We start from the raw sequence: 18,789 nt of genomic DNA, 5'->3' as shown, positions 1-18,789 counted from the left end.
TCGAACGGCTCACGAGCCCGCCGCCGGCCCGTGCGCGAGGGACGGGTGCGCCACGGTGAACGAGCCGTCCGGGGCACCCGTGACCCGGACGCCCGGGCTGATCCGGTCCACGGTCGCCCGCAGCCAGGCCCGGTCCGCCGCGGGCGCCGGCTCCAGACGCAGCCGACGGGCCCGCAGCGGAACCATCCGCAGCCCCGCCAGCCGGCCCGTGTCCGCGGCGAGCCGGACGAGGAAGGCGATCCGCAGGTCGTCGCGGTACTCCGGATGGCCGGTGATGCCCTCGTAGTCGTCGATGAAGTCCCCGCAGCCGTGCAGGACGAGGTGGCCGCGGTAGACCTCGACGGGGCGCGGATGGTGGGACGAGTGCCCGTGGACCAGGTCGACACCCCCGTCGACCAGCGCATGCGCGAACCGGGTCTGGTCGCGGGGCACGCGGTACCCCCAGTTGGAGCCCCAGTGCACCGACACGACCACGAGGTCCCCCGTGCGCCGGGTCCGCCGCACCTGCCGGACCACCGCGTCGGCCGTGGCCGCCGACAGTTCGGGCAGATAGGCGACCCCGGCCACCGTGGGGCTCGCCGCCCAGTCCGGCGGGATCCCGCCGGAGCGCGCCCCCAGCGCGAACACCAGCACCCGGCCGCCGCCCGGTACGGGTACCACCGCGGGCGCGTAGGCCTCGTCGGGATCCTGTCCCGCCCCCGCCGTCCGCAGGCCCGCCCCGGCCAGCGAGCCGAGCGTCTCCGCCAGTCCCGGCCGCCCGAAGTCCAGCACATGGTTGTTGGCCAGCACACAGACATCGGGCCGGGCCACCGTCAGCGCCCCCAGGTTGGCCGGATGCATCCGGTAGTGGATCGCCTTGCCGGGCGCGAAGGTGTCATGGCGCGTGACCGACGTCTCCAGGTTCACCACCCGCACGTGCGGGCCGCTCCGCTCCAGCACCCGCAGCGCCTCGCCCCAGGGCCAGGAGGGATCCACGGGCGCCGGGACCGGTCCGTGCGCCGCCTCCGCGAGCCGCACGTACTCCCGCGCGTCCGTGACCCAGTCCTCCCGCAGCCGAGGACTGCCGGGATGCGCGAGGACCTGATCGACGCCGCGCCCGAGCATCACGTCACCGCACAGGAACAGCGTCACCGCGCCGCCGTCCACGCCCCCACGGTAACCCCGCTCGACCGGTGCCATGCTGGATACACGGGACCCGTGCGGGCGCCGGGGAGGCACATGCGGCGGCGCCGCCGTCCCGAGGAAGAAGATGACGGTGATGATCTCCCAGCAAGTCCGGGTACCCGTCGACGGCGCGGCGCTCACCGGGGACCTCCTCGTCCCGGCGCACGCCCGGGCCGTGGTGCTCTTCGCCCACGGCAGCGGCAGCTCCCGGCACAGCCCGCGCAACCGCGGCGTCGCCGCCCAGCTGCGCACCGCCGGCCTCGGCACCCTGCTGATCGACCTGCTCACCGAGCCCGAGGAACGCACGGACGCCTCCACGGGCGAGCACCGCTTCGACATACCGATGCTGGGCCGGCGCCTGGTCGCCGTGATCGACTGGCTGGCCGCACGGCACGACACCGCGGCGCTCCCCGTCGTCCTGTTCGGCGCCAGCACCGGCGCGGCGGCGGCGCTGACGGCCGCGGCCGAGCGGCCCCGCCGGGTGCTGACCGTGGTCTCCCGGGGCGGGCGGCCCGACCTGGCCGAGGCCGCCCTGGACGCCGTACGGGCGCCGGTGCTGCTGATCGTGGGCGGCCGGGACCCGGAGGTGCTGCGGTTGAACGAGCGGGCGGCCCGGCTGCTGCGGGGGCCGTGCACCCTCCACGTCGTACCGGGCGCCACCCATCTGTTCGAGGAGCCCGGGGCCCTGGAGCAGGTCGCCGGGGCGGCCGAGCGGTGGTGCGTCGATCAGTTGCCGCGGCAGTCGCCGACAGAGACAGAGCCGGCAGAGACAGAAGGGGACCGCCGCGAGGGAAAGGGCGGTCGCCATGCAGTTCCCTGACCGCGCCCGGGCCGGACGCGTGCTCGCCGAGGTGCTGCGCACCCGGCAGGAGAACGGAGAACTGCCCGACCCCGTCGTGCTCGCCCTGCCCCGGGGCGGTGTCGCCGTGGCCGAGGAGGTCGCCCGCGTGCTGGACGCGCCGCTCGACGTCCTCGTCGTACGGAAGATCGGCGCGCCCTTCCAGCCGGAACTCGGAGTCGGCGCGCTCGTCGGCGACGCCGAGCCGCTCTTCGACGAGGCCACCCTGCACGGACTCGGCCTCACCGAGCGCGACCTCGCCCCGGTGGTGGAGCGCGAGCGCGCCGAGCTGCACCGCCGTGAGCGGCTCTACCGCGACGGCCGCCCCGCCCCCGACCTGCGCGGACGCACCGCGATCGTGGTCGACGACGGCCTGGCGACCGGGGCCACGGCCCGCGCCGCCCTGCGCTCCCTGCGCCGCGAGGGGCCCCGGCGCACCGTCCTGGCCGTACCGGTCGGCGCCCCGGAGGCGGTCGCCCTGCTGCGGGCCGAGGCGGACGACGTGATCTGCCTGCACCGGCCGACCGCCTTCATGGCCGTCGGCCTCTGGTACGACGACTTCGACCAGCTCACCGACGCCGATGTGCTGCGCGCCCTGCGCGCGGCGGCCGACCGGTGAATCACCGCCTCCGATGGTCCGATGGCACCCTGCCGGCCGACCGTGGAGAGCCGCTGTTGCGCCAATGGCCCAGTGATTCCGGCGCGGGTTGAACCATCTGCCGACCGGATGTTCCTATGGACGCGTCAATGGCGCTGCGGACCCCGCGGCGCCTTTTTCGTGCGGGCGTCCGACAGGGGTGGGAATCAGTGCTGAAGAGGGTGTTCACGGCTGCGGACCCGGGGCGGACCCGGCTGCGCTTCGCCGCCCGGGCCGTCCTGGGCATCGGCCTGGCCGTCGTCGCGTGCGGTCTCGCCGGGCATGCGCTCCCCGGGACCGTCACCGGCGGGCTCGCGGCCCTGCTCGCCCTGTTCACCGTCGCGGACCCCTCCGTGCGCGGCCAGGCGGTCACCACCGCGCTGCTGCCCGCCGTCGGCCTGCCCGTCCTCACCGCGGCGGCCGTCCTGCACGACCATCCCGCGGTCCGCGACCTCACCTTCCTCGCCGTCGTCGGCGCGGGCGTGTACGCCCGCCGCTGGGGGCCGCGCGGACACAGCCTGGGCGTCTTCGCGTTCATGATGTTCTTCGTCGCCCAGTTCCTGCACGCCACGACCGGACAGCTCCCCGAGCTGTACGCCTCCCTCGCGCTGTCCCTGACGGCCGCCGCGGCGGTGCGCTTCGGGGCGTGGTGCTACGAGCGCCGCACGCCCCCGGCACCGGCGCCCGCCCCGCCGGGCGGCCGGGGCCTGGCCCGGGGCACCACCCGCCAGGCCGTCCAGGCGACCGCCGGCGCGGGCTTCGCCCTCGTCCTCGGCCAGCTCGTCTCCGGGCAGCGCTGGTACTGGGCCGTCGGCGCCACCTGGTGGATCTTCGTCAACACCGCCTCGCGCGGCGAGACCCTGGTGCGCGGATTCCGCCGGGTCCTCGGCACGGTGATCGGCATCGGACTCGGACTCCTGGTGGCCGTCCCCGTGAACGGCGCCCCGGCCCTCACCGCCGCCCTGGTCGCCGTCTCGGTCTTCGGGATCTTCTACACGGCCGCCGTCTCCTACACCTGGATGATGCTGTGGGTGACCCTGCTCGCCGAGCTGCTCTACGGCCTTCTCGGCGTCCTCACCCCGGGCCTGCTGGCGCTGCGCCTCGCCGAGACCGGGGTGGGCGCGCTCGGCGCCGCACTGGCCGTGCTGTTCGTCCTCCCGGTCACCACGCACACGATCACCGACGCCTGGATCCAGCGCGCCCTGCGCTGTGTCCACGCCTGCACCGCCGAGGCCGCCGCCCGCCTCGCGGGCGACCCGTCAGCCGACCCCGCCGGGCGGGCCGCCGAGCTGGAGCAGCTGCTCGGCCGGGTCCGGCTCGCCGTCGCGCCGCTCGTGCACCCCCTGAACCCGATGCTCGGCCGCAAGCGGCGCGCCCGCCGGGTGCTGGCCCTGCTCGACGCCTGCGCCCGGGAGAGCCGCGGTCTGGCCGCTGTCGCCGCCGACCCCGAGGCCTCGCACGACGCCCGGCTGGCCGCGGCCTGCTGGCGCGTCCAGGCGGCCGTGGAGGCCCTGACCGACGGCGAGAGCGCGGCGGCGGCCCCCGTGGAACGGCTCCCGGTCACCGAGCCCGCCCTGGCCCACCTGCATGGTCTGGAGCGCGCCCTGGCGGAACTGGCCCAGCCGCTGCGGACCCCGCCGGGATCGCCGTTGGTCGGGGCATGATGCCCGGCGTGACGTTTCGGCGCGGGTCTGGTCTAGACCTGCGCTGATCAACTGCTACCGTCACCCCGAACAGCAGCGACCGAGAGGGGACAGCGGTGGCAGACCTCGGCGGACGGACCCGGCGTGCGTTCATCGGCTCGTTCACGGCGGCCGGCGGGCCCGGCATCGTGACCGCCGCCGTGGACCCGGACAGCGGGGCACTCACCGCCCTCAGCAGCCTCGACGCGCTGCCCGACCCCTCCTACCTGGCCCTGTCGCCCGACGGCGGCACGCTCTACGCGGTCAGCGAGACGACCGAGGGCGCGGTGGCCGCGTACCGTGTCACCGGTGATCTGCCGGAGGCGGCCGGGGCGCCCGTGCCGGTCGGCGGCAGCGGCCCCACCCATCTCGGTCTGTTCGACGGGCACGTCCTGACCGCGAACTACGGCTCCGGCAGCGTCACCGCCGTCCCCGTCCACGCGGACGGCGGCCTCGCCCGGACCGCCTCCGGCGTCCTGCACCACACCGGCTCCGGCCCGCACACCCGCCGCCAGCAGGGGCCGCACGCCCACCAGGTGCAGGCCGACCCCAGCGGGCGCTGGGCGGTCAGCGTGGACCTCGGGACGGACTCGGTGCGGGTGTGCGCCCTGCACGACGGCACGCCCGTCCTGCACCGCGAGCACGCCCTGCGCCCCGGCTCGGGGCCGCGCCACCTCGCCTTCCATCCCGACGGCTCGTACGCCTACGTCGTCAACGAACTCACCCCGACCGTCACGGTGTGCCGCTGGGACGCCCTCGACGGCTTCCTGAAGCCCCTGGCGGAAGTGCCGGTGCTGCCCGGCGCTCCCGACGGGGACGCCTACCCCTCGGGCATCGCCGTCGCGCCGGACGGCCGGTTCGTGTGGACCGCCACGCGCGGCGAGGACGTGCTGTCCGTGTTCGCCGTCGAGGGGGAGGGCGACGCGCTGCGGCCGGCCGGCACGGTCCCCTGCGCGGGCCACTGGCCGAGGGACCTGGCCGTCTCCGCCTGCGGCAAGGTCCTCTACGTCGCCAACGAGCGCTCCGGCGACGTCGCCTGGTTCACCCTCGACCCCACCACCGGCCTGCCCCACCACGCGGGCTCGCTACCGCTCCCGGCCGCTTCCTGCGTGGTCCTGGGCTGACCCTGGGCCGTGACCGTCGCCCGCCCTGTCGGGAGCCGACGGCACGGCGAAGGGCCGCTGCTTACCTGCTTCACGCTTGCCCTCGCCCCCGGCCTGCCCCGGCGTGCTGGCGTTGTGGGCCGCCTCCGGTGTGGTTCTGGGCTGGCTCTGGGCTGTGTCCGTTGCCCGCCTTCTTCGGCGCCCTGGCGCGGCGGGGGTCCGGGGCTTGTCTGGTTCATCCTTGGCCTCTGCCCCGGCGTGCGGGCGTGCTGGCCTGGCGTTGTGGGCCGCCTCCCGTGTGGTTCTTGGCTGAGCTCGTGCCCTGACCCGCGTTCGCCCCCTCCGGGGTGCCGGCACGGCGAAGGGCCCGCTCCTCTGTCGGAGCGGGCCCTTTCGCGTCGTGCGGCGTCCTTGACGGTGGTGCGGCGTCCTCGGCGGTCGGCCGGTCAGCGGACCGGCGCGCCCTGCGGCTGCGGTGGGGCGATGCCCAGGGCGGTCGTGTACTTGGCCAGCGCGAGCTTGCCGATCGCCGGGTAGGCGCCGAGCGCCTCGGCGGCGGCGCAGTCCGCTTCCTTGGCGGCCTCCTCGATCAGCGCGGCGTCGATCTCCGGGCCGATCAGGTACGGCGCGAGCGCCAGCTGCTGGGAGCCGGAGGAGCGCAGCTGCTCGGCCACGGAGGCGATGGAGCCCTCCTGGTCGAGCGCGGCGGCCATCACCGGCACGGCGAGACGCGCGGCGAGCAGCATGCCGGTGATCCCGGCGGCCTGCACGGCCTCGTCGCCGCCCACGGAGGCCAGGATGATGCCGTCCGCGGCGGTCGCCACGGTGAACAGCCGGGCCCGGTCGGCACGGGCCAGACCGGCCTCGGACAGCCGCACGTGCAGCGCCTCGGCGAGCAGCGGGTGCGGGCCGAGCACATCGGTCAGATCGGCGGCGACCCGGCTCTCCATCACGGCCTGACGGAGCTGGCGCAGCAGCGCGCTGTCGGGGCCGGCCAGCAGCGGCACGACGACGCCGACGGGGCCGTCCGGCTCCTTGACGTCGTGACCGGCGGCGCGGGCCTGCTCGTAGCGGGCGGTGCGCTCCTCGGCGGCGTGCGCGAGGACGGACTGGAGGGCGGGGAACTCGGCGTCGTCCCCGTCCAGGTAACCGATGCGTGCGTCGAGGCCGGGGAGCTCGGAGCGGGCGATGCTCACGATCTCCTCGGCGATGCCGCGGGTGGCCGCGCTCGGGGTGCCGGGCACCGCGAGGACGAGCGCGGGCGCGCCTTCGGGAGCCGCCAACGGCTCGGGTCGCCGGTGCCGCCCGGGCTGGCGGGGGCGCGGCATTCGTACGGGCAGGCCGGACGCGGGCCCAGTGGGGGAGCTCATGGCGCCGCATGTTACTTGTTTCCTGGGCTCCCCTGTTCGGGGAGGGTGCAGGTGAGCGGTATCCGTCCGGTTTTGTCTGATGAGTTACGTACGGATCAGAAGTGATCAGCGTGTTTTCCGGGCGACTTGCCCTCGAAGAGAGCAATCCCTCTTTTGGGTAACGCTGTACGACTCGTCCCGTACGTTTCACTCCGTACGTCCCCTACGCACACCCCCGACCACACGTCTACGTGCGAGACGACACCGACAGGAGCACTCCGTCGACCGGCAGCGCGAGTCGGCCTTCGGCCAGATCGGCGGCGATCCGCACCGCGCCGTGCAGCGGATCCCCCTCGGCCGCCACCCGCCGCGCGTGCGGCAGCAGCCGGGCCACCTCCTGCGCCAGAGGTACGAGGAGGGGCGCGCCCAGTCCCACCAGGCCTCCGGTGAGGGCGAACGGGGGGTGCCCGTCCGGCGGGCAGACCGCGGCGGCCGACTCGGCGATGTGCCGTGCCGCCGCCCGCAGGATGTCCGAGGCCACCGGGTCGTGCGCGGCGCACCCGGCCACCTCGGGCGCGAAGGAGGCGAGGACGGCCGCCCGGTCAGGCCGCGGGTAGAGCCGGCCCGGCAGCCCGGGCATCGGCCCGAACCGCGCCTCTGCGCGGGCCAGCAGCCGGGCCGATCCGCCCGGTCGCCCGTCGTGGGCGCGCAGTGCGGCCTCCAGTCCCGCCCGTCCGATCCAGGCGCCACCGCCGCAGTCGCCCAGCAGATGGCCCCAGCCGTCCGCTCGCTGCCAGCCCGTCAGATCCGTGCCGATGGCGATCAGACCGGTCCCGGCGGCGACCACGGCTCCCGCCCGCGTACCGAGCGCGCCGCTGAACGCGGTCACGGCGTCGGCGGCCAGCGCGGTCGTGCGGACGCCGAACTCGCGCGCGAGGGAGAGCGGGAGCGCGTCCCGCAGTCCGTCCCCCAGAGTGGCCAGTCCGGCCGCCCCCACGACGGCCGTGGCCGGCCCCGCGACCCCGGTCTGTGCTTCCAGCGCCCGCACCATCGGCACCAGTTGCGCCATCAGATGCCCGGGATCGACGCCCCGCTCCCCGGTGCGCACCGGAACGGGTGAGGAACGCTCGGCCAGGGCGCCGGCCCCGGAGGTTCCCACGGCCACCCGCAGACCCGAGCCTCCCGAGTCCACGGCGAGGATGCCGTGGCCGTGGCCGCGATCCGGATCCGCGGGGGCGGTCACGGCAGTTGCCAGTCCACCGGCTGCCCTCCCTGCCGGACCAGCAGGTCGTTGGCCCGGCTGAACGGCCGCGAGCCGAAGAAACCGCGGTCCGCCGACATGGGGGAGGGGTGCGCGGACTCCACCGAGGGCAGATCGCCCAGCAGCGGACGCAGATTGCGGGCGTCCCGGCCCCACAGGATGGACACCAGCGGCTTCCCGCGCGCCGCCAGCGCGCGGATCGCCTGCTCGGTGACCGCCTCCCAGCCCTTGTCGCGGTGTGCGCCGGGCTTGCGCGGGGCCGTGGTCAGCGCCCTGTTGAGCAGGAGCACGCCCTGCCGCGTCCACGGCGTCAGATCGCCGTTGGAGGGCTGGGGCAGGCCGAGGTCGGAGTTCAACTCCCGGTAGATGTTGATCAGGCTGCCGGGCAGCGGGCGGACGTCCGCCGCGACCGAGAAGGACAGTCCCACCGCGTGCCCCGGAGTGGGGTAGGGATCCTGTCCGACGATCAGGACGCGGACGTCGTCGAAGGGCTGCTGGAAGGCCCGCAGAACGTTCTGTCCGGCCGGGAGATAGGTGCGTCCCGCGGCGATCTCCGCGCGCAGGAAGTCACCCATCACGGCGATCTGTCCGGCCACCGGTTCCAGGGCCTTCGCCCAGCCCGCTTCGACGATTTCATGCAAGGGTCGTGGTGCCACGGGCGTCACCCTACTGCCGTACACACGACGATGATCAACCGGTGGCCAACGCCCTGCGGTCCCCCCACCGGGCTCATCCGGTCACCGCGGCCCGCACACAGAGCACGTCCGGCAGATGGGACGCCAACTGCCGCCAGCTGTCGCCGTCGTCGGCCGAGGCGAACACCTCGCCGTTGCGGTTGCCGAAGTACACGCCCGCCGGGTCCGCGTCGTCCGTGCACAGCGCGTCGCGCAGCACCGTGCCGTAGTGGTCCTCCTGCGGCAGGCCCGCCGTGAGCGGTTCCCAGCTCGCGCCCGCGTCCGCCGTACGGAACACCCGGCACCGGTGGCCGGCCGGGACCCGGTCCGCGTCGGCGTTGATCGGGAAGACGTACGCCGTGTCCCCGCGTGTGGGATGGGCGGCGGCCGCGAAGCCGAACGTGGAGGGCAGGCCCGCGCCGATGTCCGTCCAGCTCCGGCCGGTGTCGTCGCTGCGGTACACCCCCCAGTGGTTCTGCAGATAGAGCCGGTCCGGGGTGGCCGCGTCCTGGGCGATCTTGTGCACGCACTGGCCGAACTCCGGGTGCGGATCCGGCAGGAACACCGCCGAGACACCGGAGTTGGAGGGCTCCCAGTTCGCCCCGCCGTCGGTGCTGCGGAAGACCCCGGCCGTGGACACCGCCACCGTCACCGCGTCGGGGTCGCGCCGGTCGGTCAGGACGGTGTGCAGGCCCTCCCCGCCACCGCCCGGCACCCACTTCGAGCGCGTCGGGTGCTCCCACAGCGGGCGGACCAGCTCGAAGGTCTCCCCGCGGTCCTCCGAGCGGTACAGCGCCGCCGGTTCCGTCCCCGCGTAGACCACGTCGGGCTCGGCCGCCGCCGGGTGCAGCTGCCACACCCGCTCCAGGGAGGCCTCGGTGTCCTGCGGGAATTTGACGGCGGGCGTGGCCGGTTCGGTCCAGGTCCGGCCGAGGTCGTCGGAGTGGAACACCGACGGGCCCCAGTGCGCGCTGTCACCGCCGGCCAGCAGCCTCGGCCGCTCGCCCCGCGTGTCGATGGCGACCGAATAGATCGCCTGTGCGTTGAAGTACGGGGATTCGTCGAACTCCCATGCGCTGCCGCGCCGGCGCCCGATGAACAGGCCTTTGCGCGTGCCCACGGCGAGCAGTACCTCGGTCATGCCGCTCTCCTCCGCTGTGTCCTCGACCTCGTTGTCCCGGACACCGGCCAGTCTGCACCCCGCCACTGACAGTCACCTCCGGGCAGCCCGTCACCGCAGGTCACAGCGGTCGTGCCGGTCCCGGCGGCAGGTCCTCGGCCCGGTTCGGACGGACCCTCGCGGGGGCGCCGGGACGCCTGCGGCCCCCGTGACGTGGGACTCGCCCTGAGCATCCGGACCGCCCGCCCCGTATGGGAGGGCGGTCCAAGGATGTTCGTGCGCTCATGAGGAGGAAGCCTTCGATGGCGTTCCGTGGTCCGAAGGTGTGGCTGTGGCGCTGGCGGCGCAACCCGCTCAGGCGTCGCGCCGACGCGGTGGAGGCCTGGGTCGTGCTCGGTGCCTGGGCACTGACCGTCCTCGTCGGGGTCCTGGCGGGATGGGGGGCCGCCGGGTCCGTCGAACACGGGCTGGCCAGAGAGCGCGTCGAGTGGCGTCCCCTGGAGGCCCGGCTGACCGAAGCGGCGCCCGGGAAGGCCGGCGGGCAGTCCGGCTCGGCCGGTGGCGACCTGGTCTGGGCGAAGGTCGGCTGGACCGGCCCGGACGGCTCCTCGCACACCGGTCAGGTCCGGGTCGCGACCGGCAGCCCCAGCGGTACGCCGGTCACCGTCTGGACGGACCGCCGGGGCCGTCTGGTCACCAAGCCCGCCACCCCCGCCCAGGCCCGGCTCCGCTCCTCCATGGTGGGCGGTCTGGCCGGGGTGGCCGCGGCGGCGCTGCCCTTCGCGGGCGGCCGGCTCCTGCGCGGACGCCTGGAGCAGCGTCGCATCGAACAGTGGGACACCGACTGGGCCCGCTTCGACGCCCTGCGGGGCCGGCCGATGAGCTGACCGGCACCCGCGCGGCCGGCCCTCCGTACCGGTCTAGACGCCGCCCACCACCTCCCGGCACAGCCGCAGCAGCTCCTCGTCCCTCGGGATGTCATGGCTGCCGTGGCCGTCCGGGCGGGCGGTGTGCCGGCGGGGTGCGGCGAGCTCCGCCACGGCCAGGTCCCGCAGGGGCGCCGCGCCGCGGCCGAGGGCGGTCAGGCAGGCGGCGGTCTCCACGCGCGTGTGCGGGTGCCCGGCCCAGGCGGAGCGCAGGATCGCGGCGACAGCCGGCTCCACCTCCCCGGTGATCCGGGCCACCGCACAGGCGGCGGCCGCCCGTTCCGGGCCGGAACGCCCCGGGGACGCCATCCGGTGCAGCGCGGGGAGGGCCGCACGCGCGGCACCGCCGAGCCGACCCAGAGCGGAGGCGGCGCGCGCCCGGCACCGGGAGTCCCCGTGTGCCGCCTCCCGCAGCAGGACGGGCAGCACCGCCCCCGCGTCGCCCTCGATCGACCACAGGGCGTCCACCACGGCGAGCGCGTGCTCGCCCTCCTGGTACTCCCGTACGTCCTTCAGCAGCCGCAGCAGCGACGGCACGGCCTCCCTGTCCCGCAGCGCCCCCACCGCCGCCACCAGCGGCAGAGCCTGCCCGGGGGTACCCGGCGGTGTGGCGGTGAGCGCGCATCGCAGGGCCGGTGCGAGCAGGGCCGCGCGGGCGCCCAGGTGAACGACGACGGAACCCAGGTCCCGGGGCAGGACGGGTTCCTCCGCCAGCCGGGCCAGGACCGGGACCGCGCGGGGATCCCCGGCCCGGGCCAGGGCCCGCAGCGGCGCCCCCAGCACGGGCGCCTCGGGCGGCCACCGCCGTACCCACAGGTCGGGCCGCGCGACCACCAGCGCGTGGAGCCCGTCGGCGGCCGGTGCGGCCAGTGCGAACAGGCCCTCCAGGACGGACACGGCGGTGTCGCGCCACCGGTCCCGCTCCCCGTCCGCCGCGCTCCGCAGGCCCTCGCCGATGAGCGCCACCGTCGCGCCGTGGTCGCCGCGCCACTCCCGGAACAGCGCGGCGGCCAGCGGCAGCGCGGTGCACCGGTCGGCCGGGACCGGGCCGACCAGCTGCCCGCGCAGCAGCGCGACCCGGTCGGTCAGCCGGTCGTCGAGCCCGGTGTGCAGCGTGCGCAGCAGCCGGGCACCTTCCTCGTCCGAGGGGGTCAGCCGACGCAGCCGGTCGACGAGCGAGTACGCCGCACCGCTCGCCGCCACGCGCGCGTGGCGGGCGCGATCCCGGGCGCGCTCCTCCAGCAGACCCAGAACCGTGGGCACCAGATCGGTCGGCAGCCGCCCGGGAGCGCGGGCGGCGAGCTGCCCCAGCGCGGCCAGCCGGGGCCCCGGCCCGTGCGGCGCGGCGCTCAGCCCGGCCAGCAGTTCCACCGCCTCGCCGCTCCTGCCGCAGTCCCGGCGCGCGAACGCGCCGAGGGACTCGATCAGCGAGATCACCAGCCGCTCGTCCCGCTCCACCGCGAGCCGCCGCCGCAACAGCTCCAGCACCCGCGCCGGTTCGTCCAGGAAGCGGACGACCGCCCCCGCCGCCGCCCGCCGCACCCCGGGGTCCGGATCCCCGGCCAGCCTGGCGAACACCTCGCCGCCCGCCCCCACGGCGGCGCCCGCTCCTGTGGTCGCCGTCCCGATGCTGACCAGCAACTCCACCAGACCGTCCCGCTCCGGCACCCGCTCGTCGGCGGCCAGCGCGAGCAGAAACGGAACGCAGGCGAGCGTCGCGTCGTACACCCTGCCCTCGCCGTGCACCGCGTCGTACAACCCGTCCAGCGCGCCGTGCCGTGTCCCGGGCTCCTCGGAGACGAGTCCTCTGAGGAGCCCGGGCACGTCCTGCGCGCTGCCGTGGGCATGGTGCAGCGCTGCCCAGTCGACGCGGTCGATCCCCGTGAGCACGTTGTCCTCCCCCGGACGGAGTGTCGGAAGTGCCAACCGATCACGAGTCTGCACCACGTCACCGACAACGAAGCGGAATCCGACGACAACTCACAGGTGGGGAGCCTCAGTTCACGGCGGGAAGGCTTGCGGGAAGGCTCCGCTCCAGGATCGCGGCGACGTCGGCCCCGTCGGGAAGCGTGCCGAAGGCGTGACCCCAGTCGCCGCCGAGCCGGGTCGCGCAGAACGCGTCCGCCACGGCGGGCGGGGCGTGCCGGACCAGGAGCGAGGCCTGGAGGGTGAGGGCCATCCGCTCCACCAGCCGACGGGCCCCGGACGGCGTCGCCGTGCCGAGGTCGGACCGCAGCCGCGCGACGGCCGCGTCCAGCCGGGCGTCCGCCCCCTGCGCCAGGGCGAGTTCACCGAACAGCGCCTCCGCGGTCCCCGGTTCACGCGTCAACGCGCGCAGGACGTCCAGGGCGTTGACGTTCCCCGAGCCCTCCCAGATCGACAGCAGCGGTGCCTCGCGGTAGTGGCGGGGCATCCCGGAGTCCTCCACGTAGCCGTTCCCGCCCAGGCACTCGAGCGCCTCCGCCGTGAAGGCCGGACCCCGCTTGGTCACCCAGTACTTGCCGACGGCGGTGGCGATCCGCCGGAAGGCCTGCTCGGCCCCCTGATCGTCGTCTCCGCGCACCGCCCGGTCGGCCGCCCCGGCCAGCCGCAGCGTCAGCGTGGTCGCCGCCTCCGACTCCAGCGCCAGATCGGCCAGGACGTTCCGCATCAGCGGCTGGTCCAGCAGCCGGGCCCCGAACGCGCTCCGGTGCCGTACGTGATGACCCGCCTCGACGAGCGTCTTGCGCATCAAAGCCGCCGACATCATCACGCAGTCCAGCCGGGTGCAGTTGACCATCTCGATGATGGTCTTCACCCCCTGTCCCTCCGGCCCCACCAGCCAGGCCACGGTCCCGTCGAACTCGGGTTCGGAGGACGCGTTGGAGCGGTTGCCCAGCTTGTCCTTCAGCCGCTGGATGCGGAACGTGTTGCGGGTGCCGTCCGGCAGCACGCGCGGCACCAGGAAGCAGGACAGCCCGCCCGGGGCCTGCGCCAGCACCAGGAACAGGTCGCACATCGGCGCCGACGTGAACCACTTGTGCCCGCGCAGGGTGTACACCCCGGGCTCCGCCGTCGGCGCGGCCGCCGTGGTGTTCGTCCGGACGTCCGAGCCGCCCTGCTTCTCGGTCATCCCCATGCCGGCCAGCAGCCCGCGCTTCTGCGTCGGCACCCGCAGCCCCGGGTCGTACTCCCGGCTCGTCAGCAACGGCTCGTACATCTTCGCCAGCTCCGGCTGCCGGCGCAGGGCGGGGACGGCCGCGTACGTCATCGACGTCGGGCAGCCGTGCCCGGCGTCGGTGTGCCCCCACACCAGCCCGCCCGCCGTCCGTGCGACATGCGCGCCGGGCCGCTCGTCCGCCCACGGCGCGCCCGCCTGGCCCTCGGCGACCGCCACCCGCATCAGCTCGTGCCAGCTCGGGTGGAAGTCGACCTCGTCGACCCGGTGGCCGTACCGGTCGTGCGTGCGCAGCACCGGTTCGTGCCGGTTGGCCAGCTCGCTCCACTCCTGTGCCGCGGCCCCGCCGGCCAGCAGCCCGAGCCGGCGCACGTCCGGCTCCGCCCAGCCGGCGCCCTCCCGCCGCAACCCCTCCAGCAGGGCGGTGTCGTCGCAGGCGTCGTAGGGGGACAGTGGCGGAGGCTGATTGGCCACGTCGTGCGTGGCGTACGGCGGGGTCTGCGGAAGTGTCGAGGTCATGCGACCCATGTTGCACTTCCTCTTCGGCCGCAGCAAGAGTGCAACATCCTGGGGGACGTACAGTACGTGTCCATGCGGATGAACGTCTCGGCGGAACCCGGAGGGGTCGATCTGCGCCCGCTGTCGGCCCGGTCGGTGGTGCTGAGCCTGCTGCTGGGGGCGCACCCGCCCGAGCTGCCCGCGCGGGACCTGGTGCGCGGTGTGGAGCCCTTCGGGGTGGGCGGATCGACCGTGCGGGCCGCGCTCAGCAGGATGGTGGCCGCCGGTGATCTGCGGCGCGCGGACACGGTCTACCGGCTCAGCGACCGGCTGCTGGAGCGGCAGCGCCGGCAGGACGACGCCGTCAGTCCCGACACGCGCGCGTGGGAGGGCGACTGGGAGATGGCCGTGATCACCGCGACCGGCCGGGGTCCCGCCGAACGCGTCGACCTGCGCAGCCGGTTGACCGCCCTCAGGCTCGCCGAACTCCGCGAGGGCGTCTGGCTGCGTCCCGCGAACCTGGGCCGGTCCTGGCCCGGGGATCTCGACCAGGTCCTGCAGCGCTTCACCACCCGGCCGGCGGCCCCCGCCCCCGAGCTGGCAGCGGGCCTGTGGCCGCTCGACGCGTGGGCGGGCACGGCGCGGGCCCTGCTGGCCCATGTGGAGCGCTCGCCCGGGCCGGCCGAGCTCTTCACGGCCCTGGCCGCCGTCGTACGCCATCTGCTGGCCGACCCGGTGCTCCCGCCCGCGCTGCTGCCCGCCGACTGGCCGGGCCCGGCGCTGCGGACCGCCTACGAGCACCACCGCCGCACGCTCGCCGGGATCGCCCTCGGCGCCCGGACATAGGAGCGGCGGCCGTGCGAAGCGCCGTGCGGGGACGCTTCGTACGGCCGCCTTCACCGTGGGGGGACGACTGTGCGGACGGGCTACTGGTAGGTGATGTCGGCCGCCGTGTAGTTGCAGTACGTGCCGTCGGCGCTGGTGCCGTTGGTGGTCGGCTCCGCACCGGTGTTGTTCCCGATGTACTTCTGGCAGGGAATGATCTTCTTGCTGCTGTCGCCGACCACGGTGATGGCGCGCAGCGCGACGCTGTCGCCGTAGTTGGTGTTGATGCCGGCGATGCGGCCGCCCGGGTAGGTGACCTCGACGGTGTTGAGGATGATCGTCCGCTTGTACTGCGTCTTGCAGTTGCCGCAGGACCGGACGAAGGTGCCGAAGTTCTGCACGGCGAACTTGGAGACGACCAGCTTGCCCGCGCCGTTGAACTGGAACACCTTGTCGCTGGCGGACTTCGCGCCCCCGCCGTAGACGGTGTAGACGCTCGACGAGGACGTGCCCTTGAAGGTGGCGGCGTCCTCGCCGACGTCCTCCCACCACACGTTCTGCAGGGTGCAGCTGCCCTTGCAGTGGACGCCGTCCGCGGCCGGGGCGCCGATGATGACGTTCTTGAGGACGGCGCCGTCGGCCAGCTCCAGAATCGGCCCCTGGTCCTCGTCCTGGCTGCTGCTGCCCAGGTCGCCGGTGCCGTAGAGACGGAGGTACCCGTAGTCCTTGGTCCCGGACACGGAGATGGTGGAGGAGACCGCCTGGCTGCCGGTCGCGGTGGGCCAGGTGGCGGCGTTCGCGGGCGCCGAGCCCAATGTCGTGATCATGCCAACCGAGAGGCCGAGGGCGGCCAGTATGCCGGTCAGCGCGCGCACGAAGGTGCGCGGACGTGCCGAAGAAGTCATGTCCCGATTCCTTCTTCCTCGTCGGGGGTGGTCGAAGTGGGGGGTGGTCAGAGCTTTCCGGCGCCCGCGCCGGACGTCACCGAGGCGACGACGGTCGAGGCGGGCTCGGCGGTGTAGCTGTAGGGCGGCTCGGTGAAGGTCCCCACCTGCGACACCTCGGTCGCGGCTCCGCCGAGGTCGTTGCCGGTGAGGTTGGCGTAGCCGTCCACGTCGCTGTCCCGGCTGGTGGTCACGGCGACCACGGTCGAGCGGAACACGTTGTTCTCGACCAGCATCTGGGCGCCCATGCGGGAATGGACGGCCGTCTCGGCGCCGACGACGTAGTTGTCGTAGAAGTGCCCGGTGCCGAAGCGCAGACTCGGGATGCGCGAGTAGACGTCGCTGAACTGGTTGTGGTGGTACGTCACCCTCAAGTGCCCGGTGTCCTCGCTGGCGTTGTTGTCGCTGTGACCGACGAGCGAGCCCTTGAAGTGGTCCTTGAAGGTGTTCCAGGACACCGTCACGTAGTCCGAGGCGTGGTTGATGTCCAGCAGGCCGTCGTAGTAGTCCTTGTCGTGATCGCGGTCCGCCGAGAAGGAGTTGTGGTCGATCCACACCTTGGTCGAGGCCTGGACCTCGATGCCGTCGGCCGGCTTCAGCGGCTTGCTGATGTTCAGATTGCGGACGACGACGTTCGTCACCTTCTTCAGCCGCAGCCCGCCGCCCGTGAACCCGGACGACGAACCGACGCCCAGGACGGTCGTGTGGGAGCCGATGTCGACCTGACCGCTCAGCGTGATCAGGCCGTTGACCTTGACCACCTTCGATGTGCTGCCGGTCACCGCCGCCTTGAAGGCGTCCAGCGTCGAGACGGTGACCGCCGTGGCGCTCCCGCCGCCGGTCGTCCCGGCGCCGAACCCGACCGGTGAGGTGTCGGCCGCACCGGCCGGCTGGGGGAGGGCGAGCACCGCCGTCGTGGCGAGGGCGGCGGCAGCCGCGACGAGAGCGGACCTTTGCGCCTGTGTACGTGGGGGGCCTGCGCGCATGCGGATGCGTCCCTTCAGGGAAGTGGGGAGAACGCATTCATGAATGAAGTTCTTGTATCTGAACAGAGGAATGCCAGCAGTGCGACCTTTGGGGGGTCATACGGAGTGGCTCGGTCACACTGCTGAACGGAACGTAGAGGGCAAGCGCTTTCTAGTCAACGCTTTGCGCAGAACGCGCCGCCGTACGCGAATGCCGTGGGAGCGCTTCCATGGAAAGCGGGCGCATGCCACCATGCGAGGCGGACTCCACGTACGACGTCCCCCGAGCCCCCACCAGAAAGGGACAAGCACGTGACCGACTTCTTACGAAGAGCGCTGCGCTCCCTGGGGGGAGCCCTCGCGCTCCTGCTCGCCGCGGCCCTCCTCGCCGCCCCCGCCGCCGCGGCCCGCCCGCAGGCCGCGGCACCCGTCCCGGCCGCCACCCTCACCGAGGTCACCGACTTCGGCGCCAACCCCAGCGGTCTGCGGATGTACGTCTATGTGCCGGCGAGCGTCACCGCGCACCCGGCCGTTCTGGTCGCCGTGCACTGGTGCACCGGCTCCGGTCCGGACATGTACAACGGCACCGAGTACGACACGCTGGCCGACCAGTACGGGTACATCGTGGTCTACCCGTCGGTCACCCGCAGCAGCAAGTGCTTCGACGTCTCCTCGCCCCAGGCGCTCAAGCGCGGCGGCGGCAGCGATCCCGTCGGCATCAAGTCCATGGTCGACTGGGTGACCGCGAACTACGCCGCCGACACCGGCCGGGTCTACGCGACCGGCATCTCCTCCGGCGCGATGATGACCAACGTCCTGCTCGGCGACTACCCGGACGTCTTCGCGGCGGGCGCCGCCTTCTCGGGCGTCCCGTTCGGCTGCTTCGCCACCACCGACGGCTCCGAGTGGAACAGCGCCTGCTCCGGCGGCACGGTGATCCGCACCGCGCAGGAGTGGGGCGACATCGCCCGCGCCGCCCATCCCGGGTACACCGGCGCCAGACCCCGGATGCAGCTCTGGCACGGCACCGAGGACGACGTCCTGCGCTACCCCAACTTCGGGGAGGAGATCAAGCAGTGGACGAACGTGCGGGGCGTCGGGCAGACCCCGGCCGCCACGGACGCACCGCAGTCCGGCTGGACCCGCACCCGCTACGGCGGCACCGGTGACCAGGCCCCGGTGGAGGCGATCAGTCTCCAGGGCGTCGGCCACAACCTGTACACCTACGGGATGGCGGCCCGCGTGCTCACGTTCTTCGGCCTCGACAGCGGCGGCCCGGCACCTCAGCCCCAGCCCGGCGGCTGCAAGGTGACCGTCACGACCAATGCCTGGAACACCGGACTGACCGCCTCGGTGACCGTCACCAACACCGGCGCCACCACCGTCAACGGCTGGCAGCTCGCCTTCACCCTGCCGTCCGGCCAGACCATCACCAACGGCTGGGGCGCCACGTACACCCCGGCCGCCGGGGCGGTGACGGCGACGAACGCGTCGTACAACGCCACCATCGCCCCGAACGCGAGCGTCAGCATCGGCTACCAGGCGAACCACACGGGCAACAGCGCGGCACCGGGTGCCTACACCCTCAACGGGGCCGCCTGCACGGTGGGTTGAGGCCCGGAAGGGCCACCGTCGGGTGAACCCGG

Annotated in this window: 16 protein-coding genes; 7 read left to right on the top strand and 9 right to left on the bottom strand. The window is 74.1% G+C overall.

Annotated features, from left to right (window positions below; genetic code table 11):
- Positions 1-9: 9 nt before the first annotated feature.
- The gene (locus ACYQ8Q_RS04350; protein WP_460062059.1) at positions 10-1,146 is read right to left on the bottom strand and encodes a CapA family protein; all 1,137 of its coding nucleotides are present in this window, start codon (positions 1,144-1,146) and stop codon (positions 10-12) included.
- Between the two features lie 112 nt (positions 1,147-1,258).
- Here ACYQ8Q_RS04350 and ACYQ8Q_RS04345 point away from each other — a divergent pair, with 112 nt between their 5' ends.
- From ACYQ8Q_RS04345 to ACYQ8Q_RS04330, 4 genes are all read left to right on the top strand, one after another.
- Positions 1,259-1,984, top strand: coding sequence for a dienelactone hydrolase family protein (locus ACYQ8Q_RS04345; RefSeq protein ID WP_460062057.1), 726 nt, complete (start codon positions 1,259-1,261; stop codon positions 1,982-1,984).
- Positions 1,971-2,621 (top strand): phosphoribosyltransferase, encoded by a 651-nt coding sequence (locus tag ACYQ8Q_RS04340; protein ID WP_460062055.1) that lies wholly within the window; start codon positions 1,971-1,973, stop codon positions 2,619-2,621. The genes ACYQ8Q_RS04345 and ACYQ8Q_RS04340 overlap by 14 nt, the downstream gene beginning before the upstream one ends.
- 188 nt (positions 2,622-2,809) lie before the next feature.
- Complete coding sequence (locus ACYQ8Q_RS04335; RefSeq protein ID WP_460062053.1) at positions 2,810-4,303, top strand: FUSC family protein; 1,494 nt, start codon at positions 2,810-2,812, stop codon at positions 4,301-4,303.
- Positions 4,304-4,398: 95 nt separating this feature from the next.
- Positions 4,399-5,445: a lactonase family protein gene (locus tag ACYQ8Q_RS04330; RefSeq protein WP_460062051.1), complete on the top strand. Its 1,047-nt coding sequence runs from the start codon at positions 4,399-4,401 to the stop codon at positions 5,443-5,445.
- A gap of 425 nt (positions 5,446-5,870) precedes the next feature.
- Here ACYQ8Q_RS04330 and ACYQ8Q_RS04325 read toward each other — a convergent pair whose 3' ends face one another.
- The 4 genes from ACYQ8Q_RS04325 to ACYQ8Q_RS04310 all read right to left on the bottom strand — a co-directional run bounded on the left by ACYQ8Q_RS04325 (position 5,871) and on the right by ACYQ8Q_RS04310 (position 9,915).
- Complete coding sequence (locus tag ACYQ8Q_RS04325; RefSeq protein WP_460062049.1) at positions 5,871-6,794, bottom strand: sirohydrochlorin chelatase; 924 nt, start codon at positions 6,792-6,794, stop codon at positions 5,871-5,873.
- Between the two features lie 226 nt (positions 6,795-7,020).
- On the bottom strand, positions 7,021-8,016 hold the full coding sequence (locus ACYQ8Q_RS04320) for an N-acetylglucosamine kinase (RefSeq protein WP_460062047.1): 996 nt from the start codon (positions 8,014-8,016) through the stop codon (positions 7,021-7,023).
- On the bottom strand, positions 8,013-8,690 hold the full coding sequence (locus ACYQ8Q_RS04315) for a uracil-DNA glycosylase (RefSeq protein WP_460062044.1): 678 nt from the start codon (positions 8,688-8,690) through the stop codon (positions 8,013-8,015). Before ACYQ8Q_RS04315 ends, ACYQ8Q_RS04320 begins: the two co-directional genes overlap by 4 nt.
- A 73-nt stretch (positions 8,691-8,763) precedes the next feature.
- Positions 8,764-9,915 carry a WD40/YVTN/BNR-like repeat-containing protein gene (locus ACYQ8Q_RS04310; RefSeq protein WP_460062042.1) on the bottom strand — a complete coding sequence of 384 codons (1,152 nt, stop codon included), beginning with the start codon at positions 9,913-9,915 and terminating at the stop codon, positions 8,764-8,766.
- A 215-nt stretch (positions 9,916-10,130) separates the two neighbouring features.
- Between ACYQ8Q_RS04310 and ACYQ8Q_RS04305 the strand changes: the two genes are divergently transcribed.
- Positions 10,131-10,715: an Rv1733c family protein gene (locus ACYQ8Q_RS04305; RefSeq protein WP_460062040.1), complete on the top strand. Its 585-nt coding sequence runs from the start codon at positions 10,131-10,133 to the stop codon at positions 10,713-10,715.
- Between the two features lie 33 nt (positions 10,716-10,748).
- Here ACYQ8Q_RS04305 and ACYQ8Q_RS04300 read toward each other — a convergent pair whose 3' ends face one another.
- Together ACYQ8Q_RS04300 and ACYQ8Q_RS04295 are read right to left on the bottom strand one after the other, a co-directional pair.
- A complete protein-coding gene (locus ACYQ8Q_RS04300) occupies positions 10,749-12,644 on the bottom strand; it encodes a HEAT repeat domain-containing protein (protein WP_460062039.1) in 1,896 nt (631 codons plus the stop codon).
- Between the two features lie 106 nt (positions 12,645-12,750).
- On the bottom strand, positions 12,751-14,430 hold the full coding sequence (locus ACYQ8Q_RS04295) for an acyl-CoA dehydrogenase family protein (protein WP_460062038.1): 1,680 nt from the start codon (positions 14,428-14,430) through the stop codon (positions 12,751-12,753).
- Positions 14,431-14,502: 72 nt separating this feature from the next.
- Between ACYQ8Q_RS04295 and ACYQ8Q_RS04290 the strand changes: the two genes are divergently transcribed.
- Positions 14,503-15,255, top strand: coding sequence for a PaaX family transcriptional regulator C-terminal domain-containing protein (locus ACYQ8Q_RS04290; protein WP_460062034.1), 753 nt, complete (start codon positions 14,503-14,505; stop codon positions 15,253-15,255).
- An 80-nt stretch (positions 15,256-15,335) separates the two neighbouring features.
- Here ACYQ8Q_RS04290 and ACYQ8Q_RS04285 read toward each other — a convergent pair whose 3' ends face one another.
- Entirely contained in the window at positions 15,336-16,139 is an 804-nt protein-coding gene (locus ACYQ8Q_RS04285) for a pectate lyase (protein WP_460062032.1), read from the bottom strand.
- Between the two features lie 47 nt (positions 16,140-16,186).
- Positions 16,187-17,164: a pectate lyase family protein gene (locus ACYQ8Q_RS04280; RefSeq protein WP_460062030.1), complete on the bottom strand. Its 978-nt coding sequence runs from the start codon at positions 17,162-17,164 to the stop codon at positions 16,187-16,189.
- Between the two features lie 291 nt (positions 17,165-17,455).
- Between ACYQ8Q_RS04280 and ACYQ8Q_RS04275 the strand changes: the two genes are divergently transcribed.
- Positions 17,456-18,757: an extracellular catalytic domain type 1 short-chain-length polyhydroxyalkanoate depolymerase gene (locus tag ACYQ8Q_RS04275; RefSeq protein ID WP_460062029.1), complete on the top strand. Its 1,302-nt coding sequence runs from the start codon at positions 17,456-17,458 to the stop codon at positions 18,755-18,757.
- The last annotated feature ends 32 nt before the right edge of the window (positions 18,758-18,789 follow it).

The sequence above is a fragment of the Streptomyces sp. YKOK-I1 genome (assembly GCF_054660435.1).
The sequence above is the reverse complement of the archived record's forward strand: the minus strand, read 5'-3'. Positions and strand labels throughout refer to the sequence as shown.

Coding starts and splice junctions, on each gene's coding strand:
- ACYQ8Q_RS04280 (WP_460062030.1), bottom strand. CDS start 17,164: ATGCGCGCAGGCCCCCCACGTACACAGGCGCAAAGGTCCGCTCTCGTC.
- ACYQ8Q_RS04290 (WP_460062034.1), top strand. CDS start 14,503: ATGCGGATGAACGTCTCGGCGGAACCCGGAGGGGTCGATCTGCGCCCG.
- ACYQ8Q_RS04285 (WP_460062032.1), bottom strand. CDS start 16,139: ATGACTTCTTCGGCACGTCCGCGCACCTTCGTGCGCGCGCTGACCGGC.
- ACYQ8Q_RS04325 (WP_460062049.1), bottom strand. CDS start 6,794: ATGAGCTCCCCCACTGGGCCCGCGTCCGGCCTGCCCGTACGAATGCCG.
- ACYQ8Q_RS04305 (WP_460062040.1), top strand. CDS start 10,131: ATGGCGTTCCGTGGTCCGAAGGTGTGGCTGTGGCGCTGGCGGCGCAAC.
- ACYQ8Q_RS04340 (WP_460062055.1), top strand. CDS start 1,971: ATGCAGTTCCCTGACCGCGCCCGGGCCGGACGCGTGCTCGCCGAGGTG.
- ACYQ8Q_RS04345 (WP_460062057.1), top strand. CDS start 1,259: ATGATCTCCCAGCAAGTCCGGGTACCCGTCGACGGCGCGGCGCTCACC.
- ACYQ8Q_RS04295 (WP_460062038.1), bottom strand. CDS start 14,430: ATGACCTCGACACTTCCGCAGACCCCGCCGTACGCCACGCACGACGTG.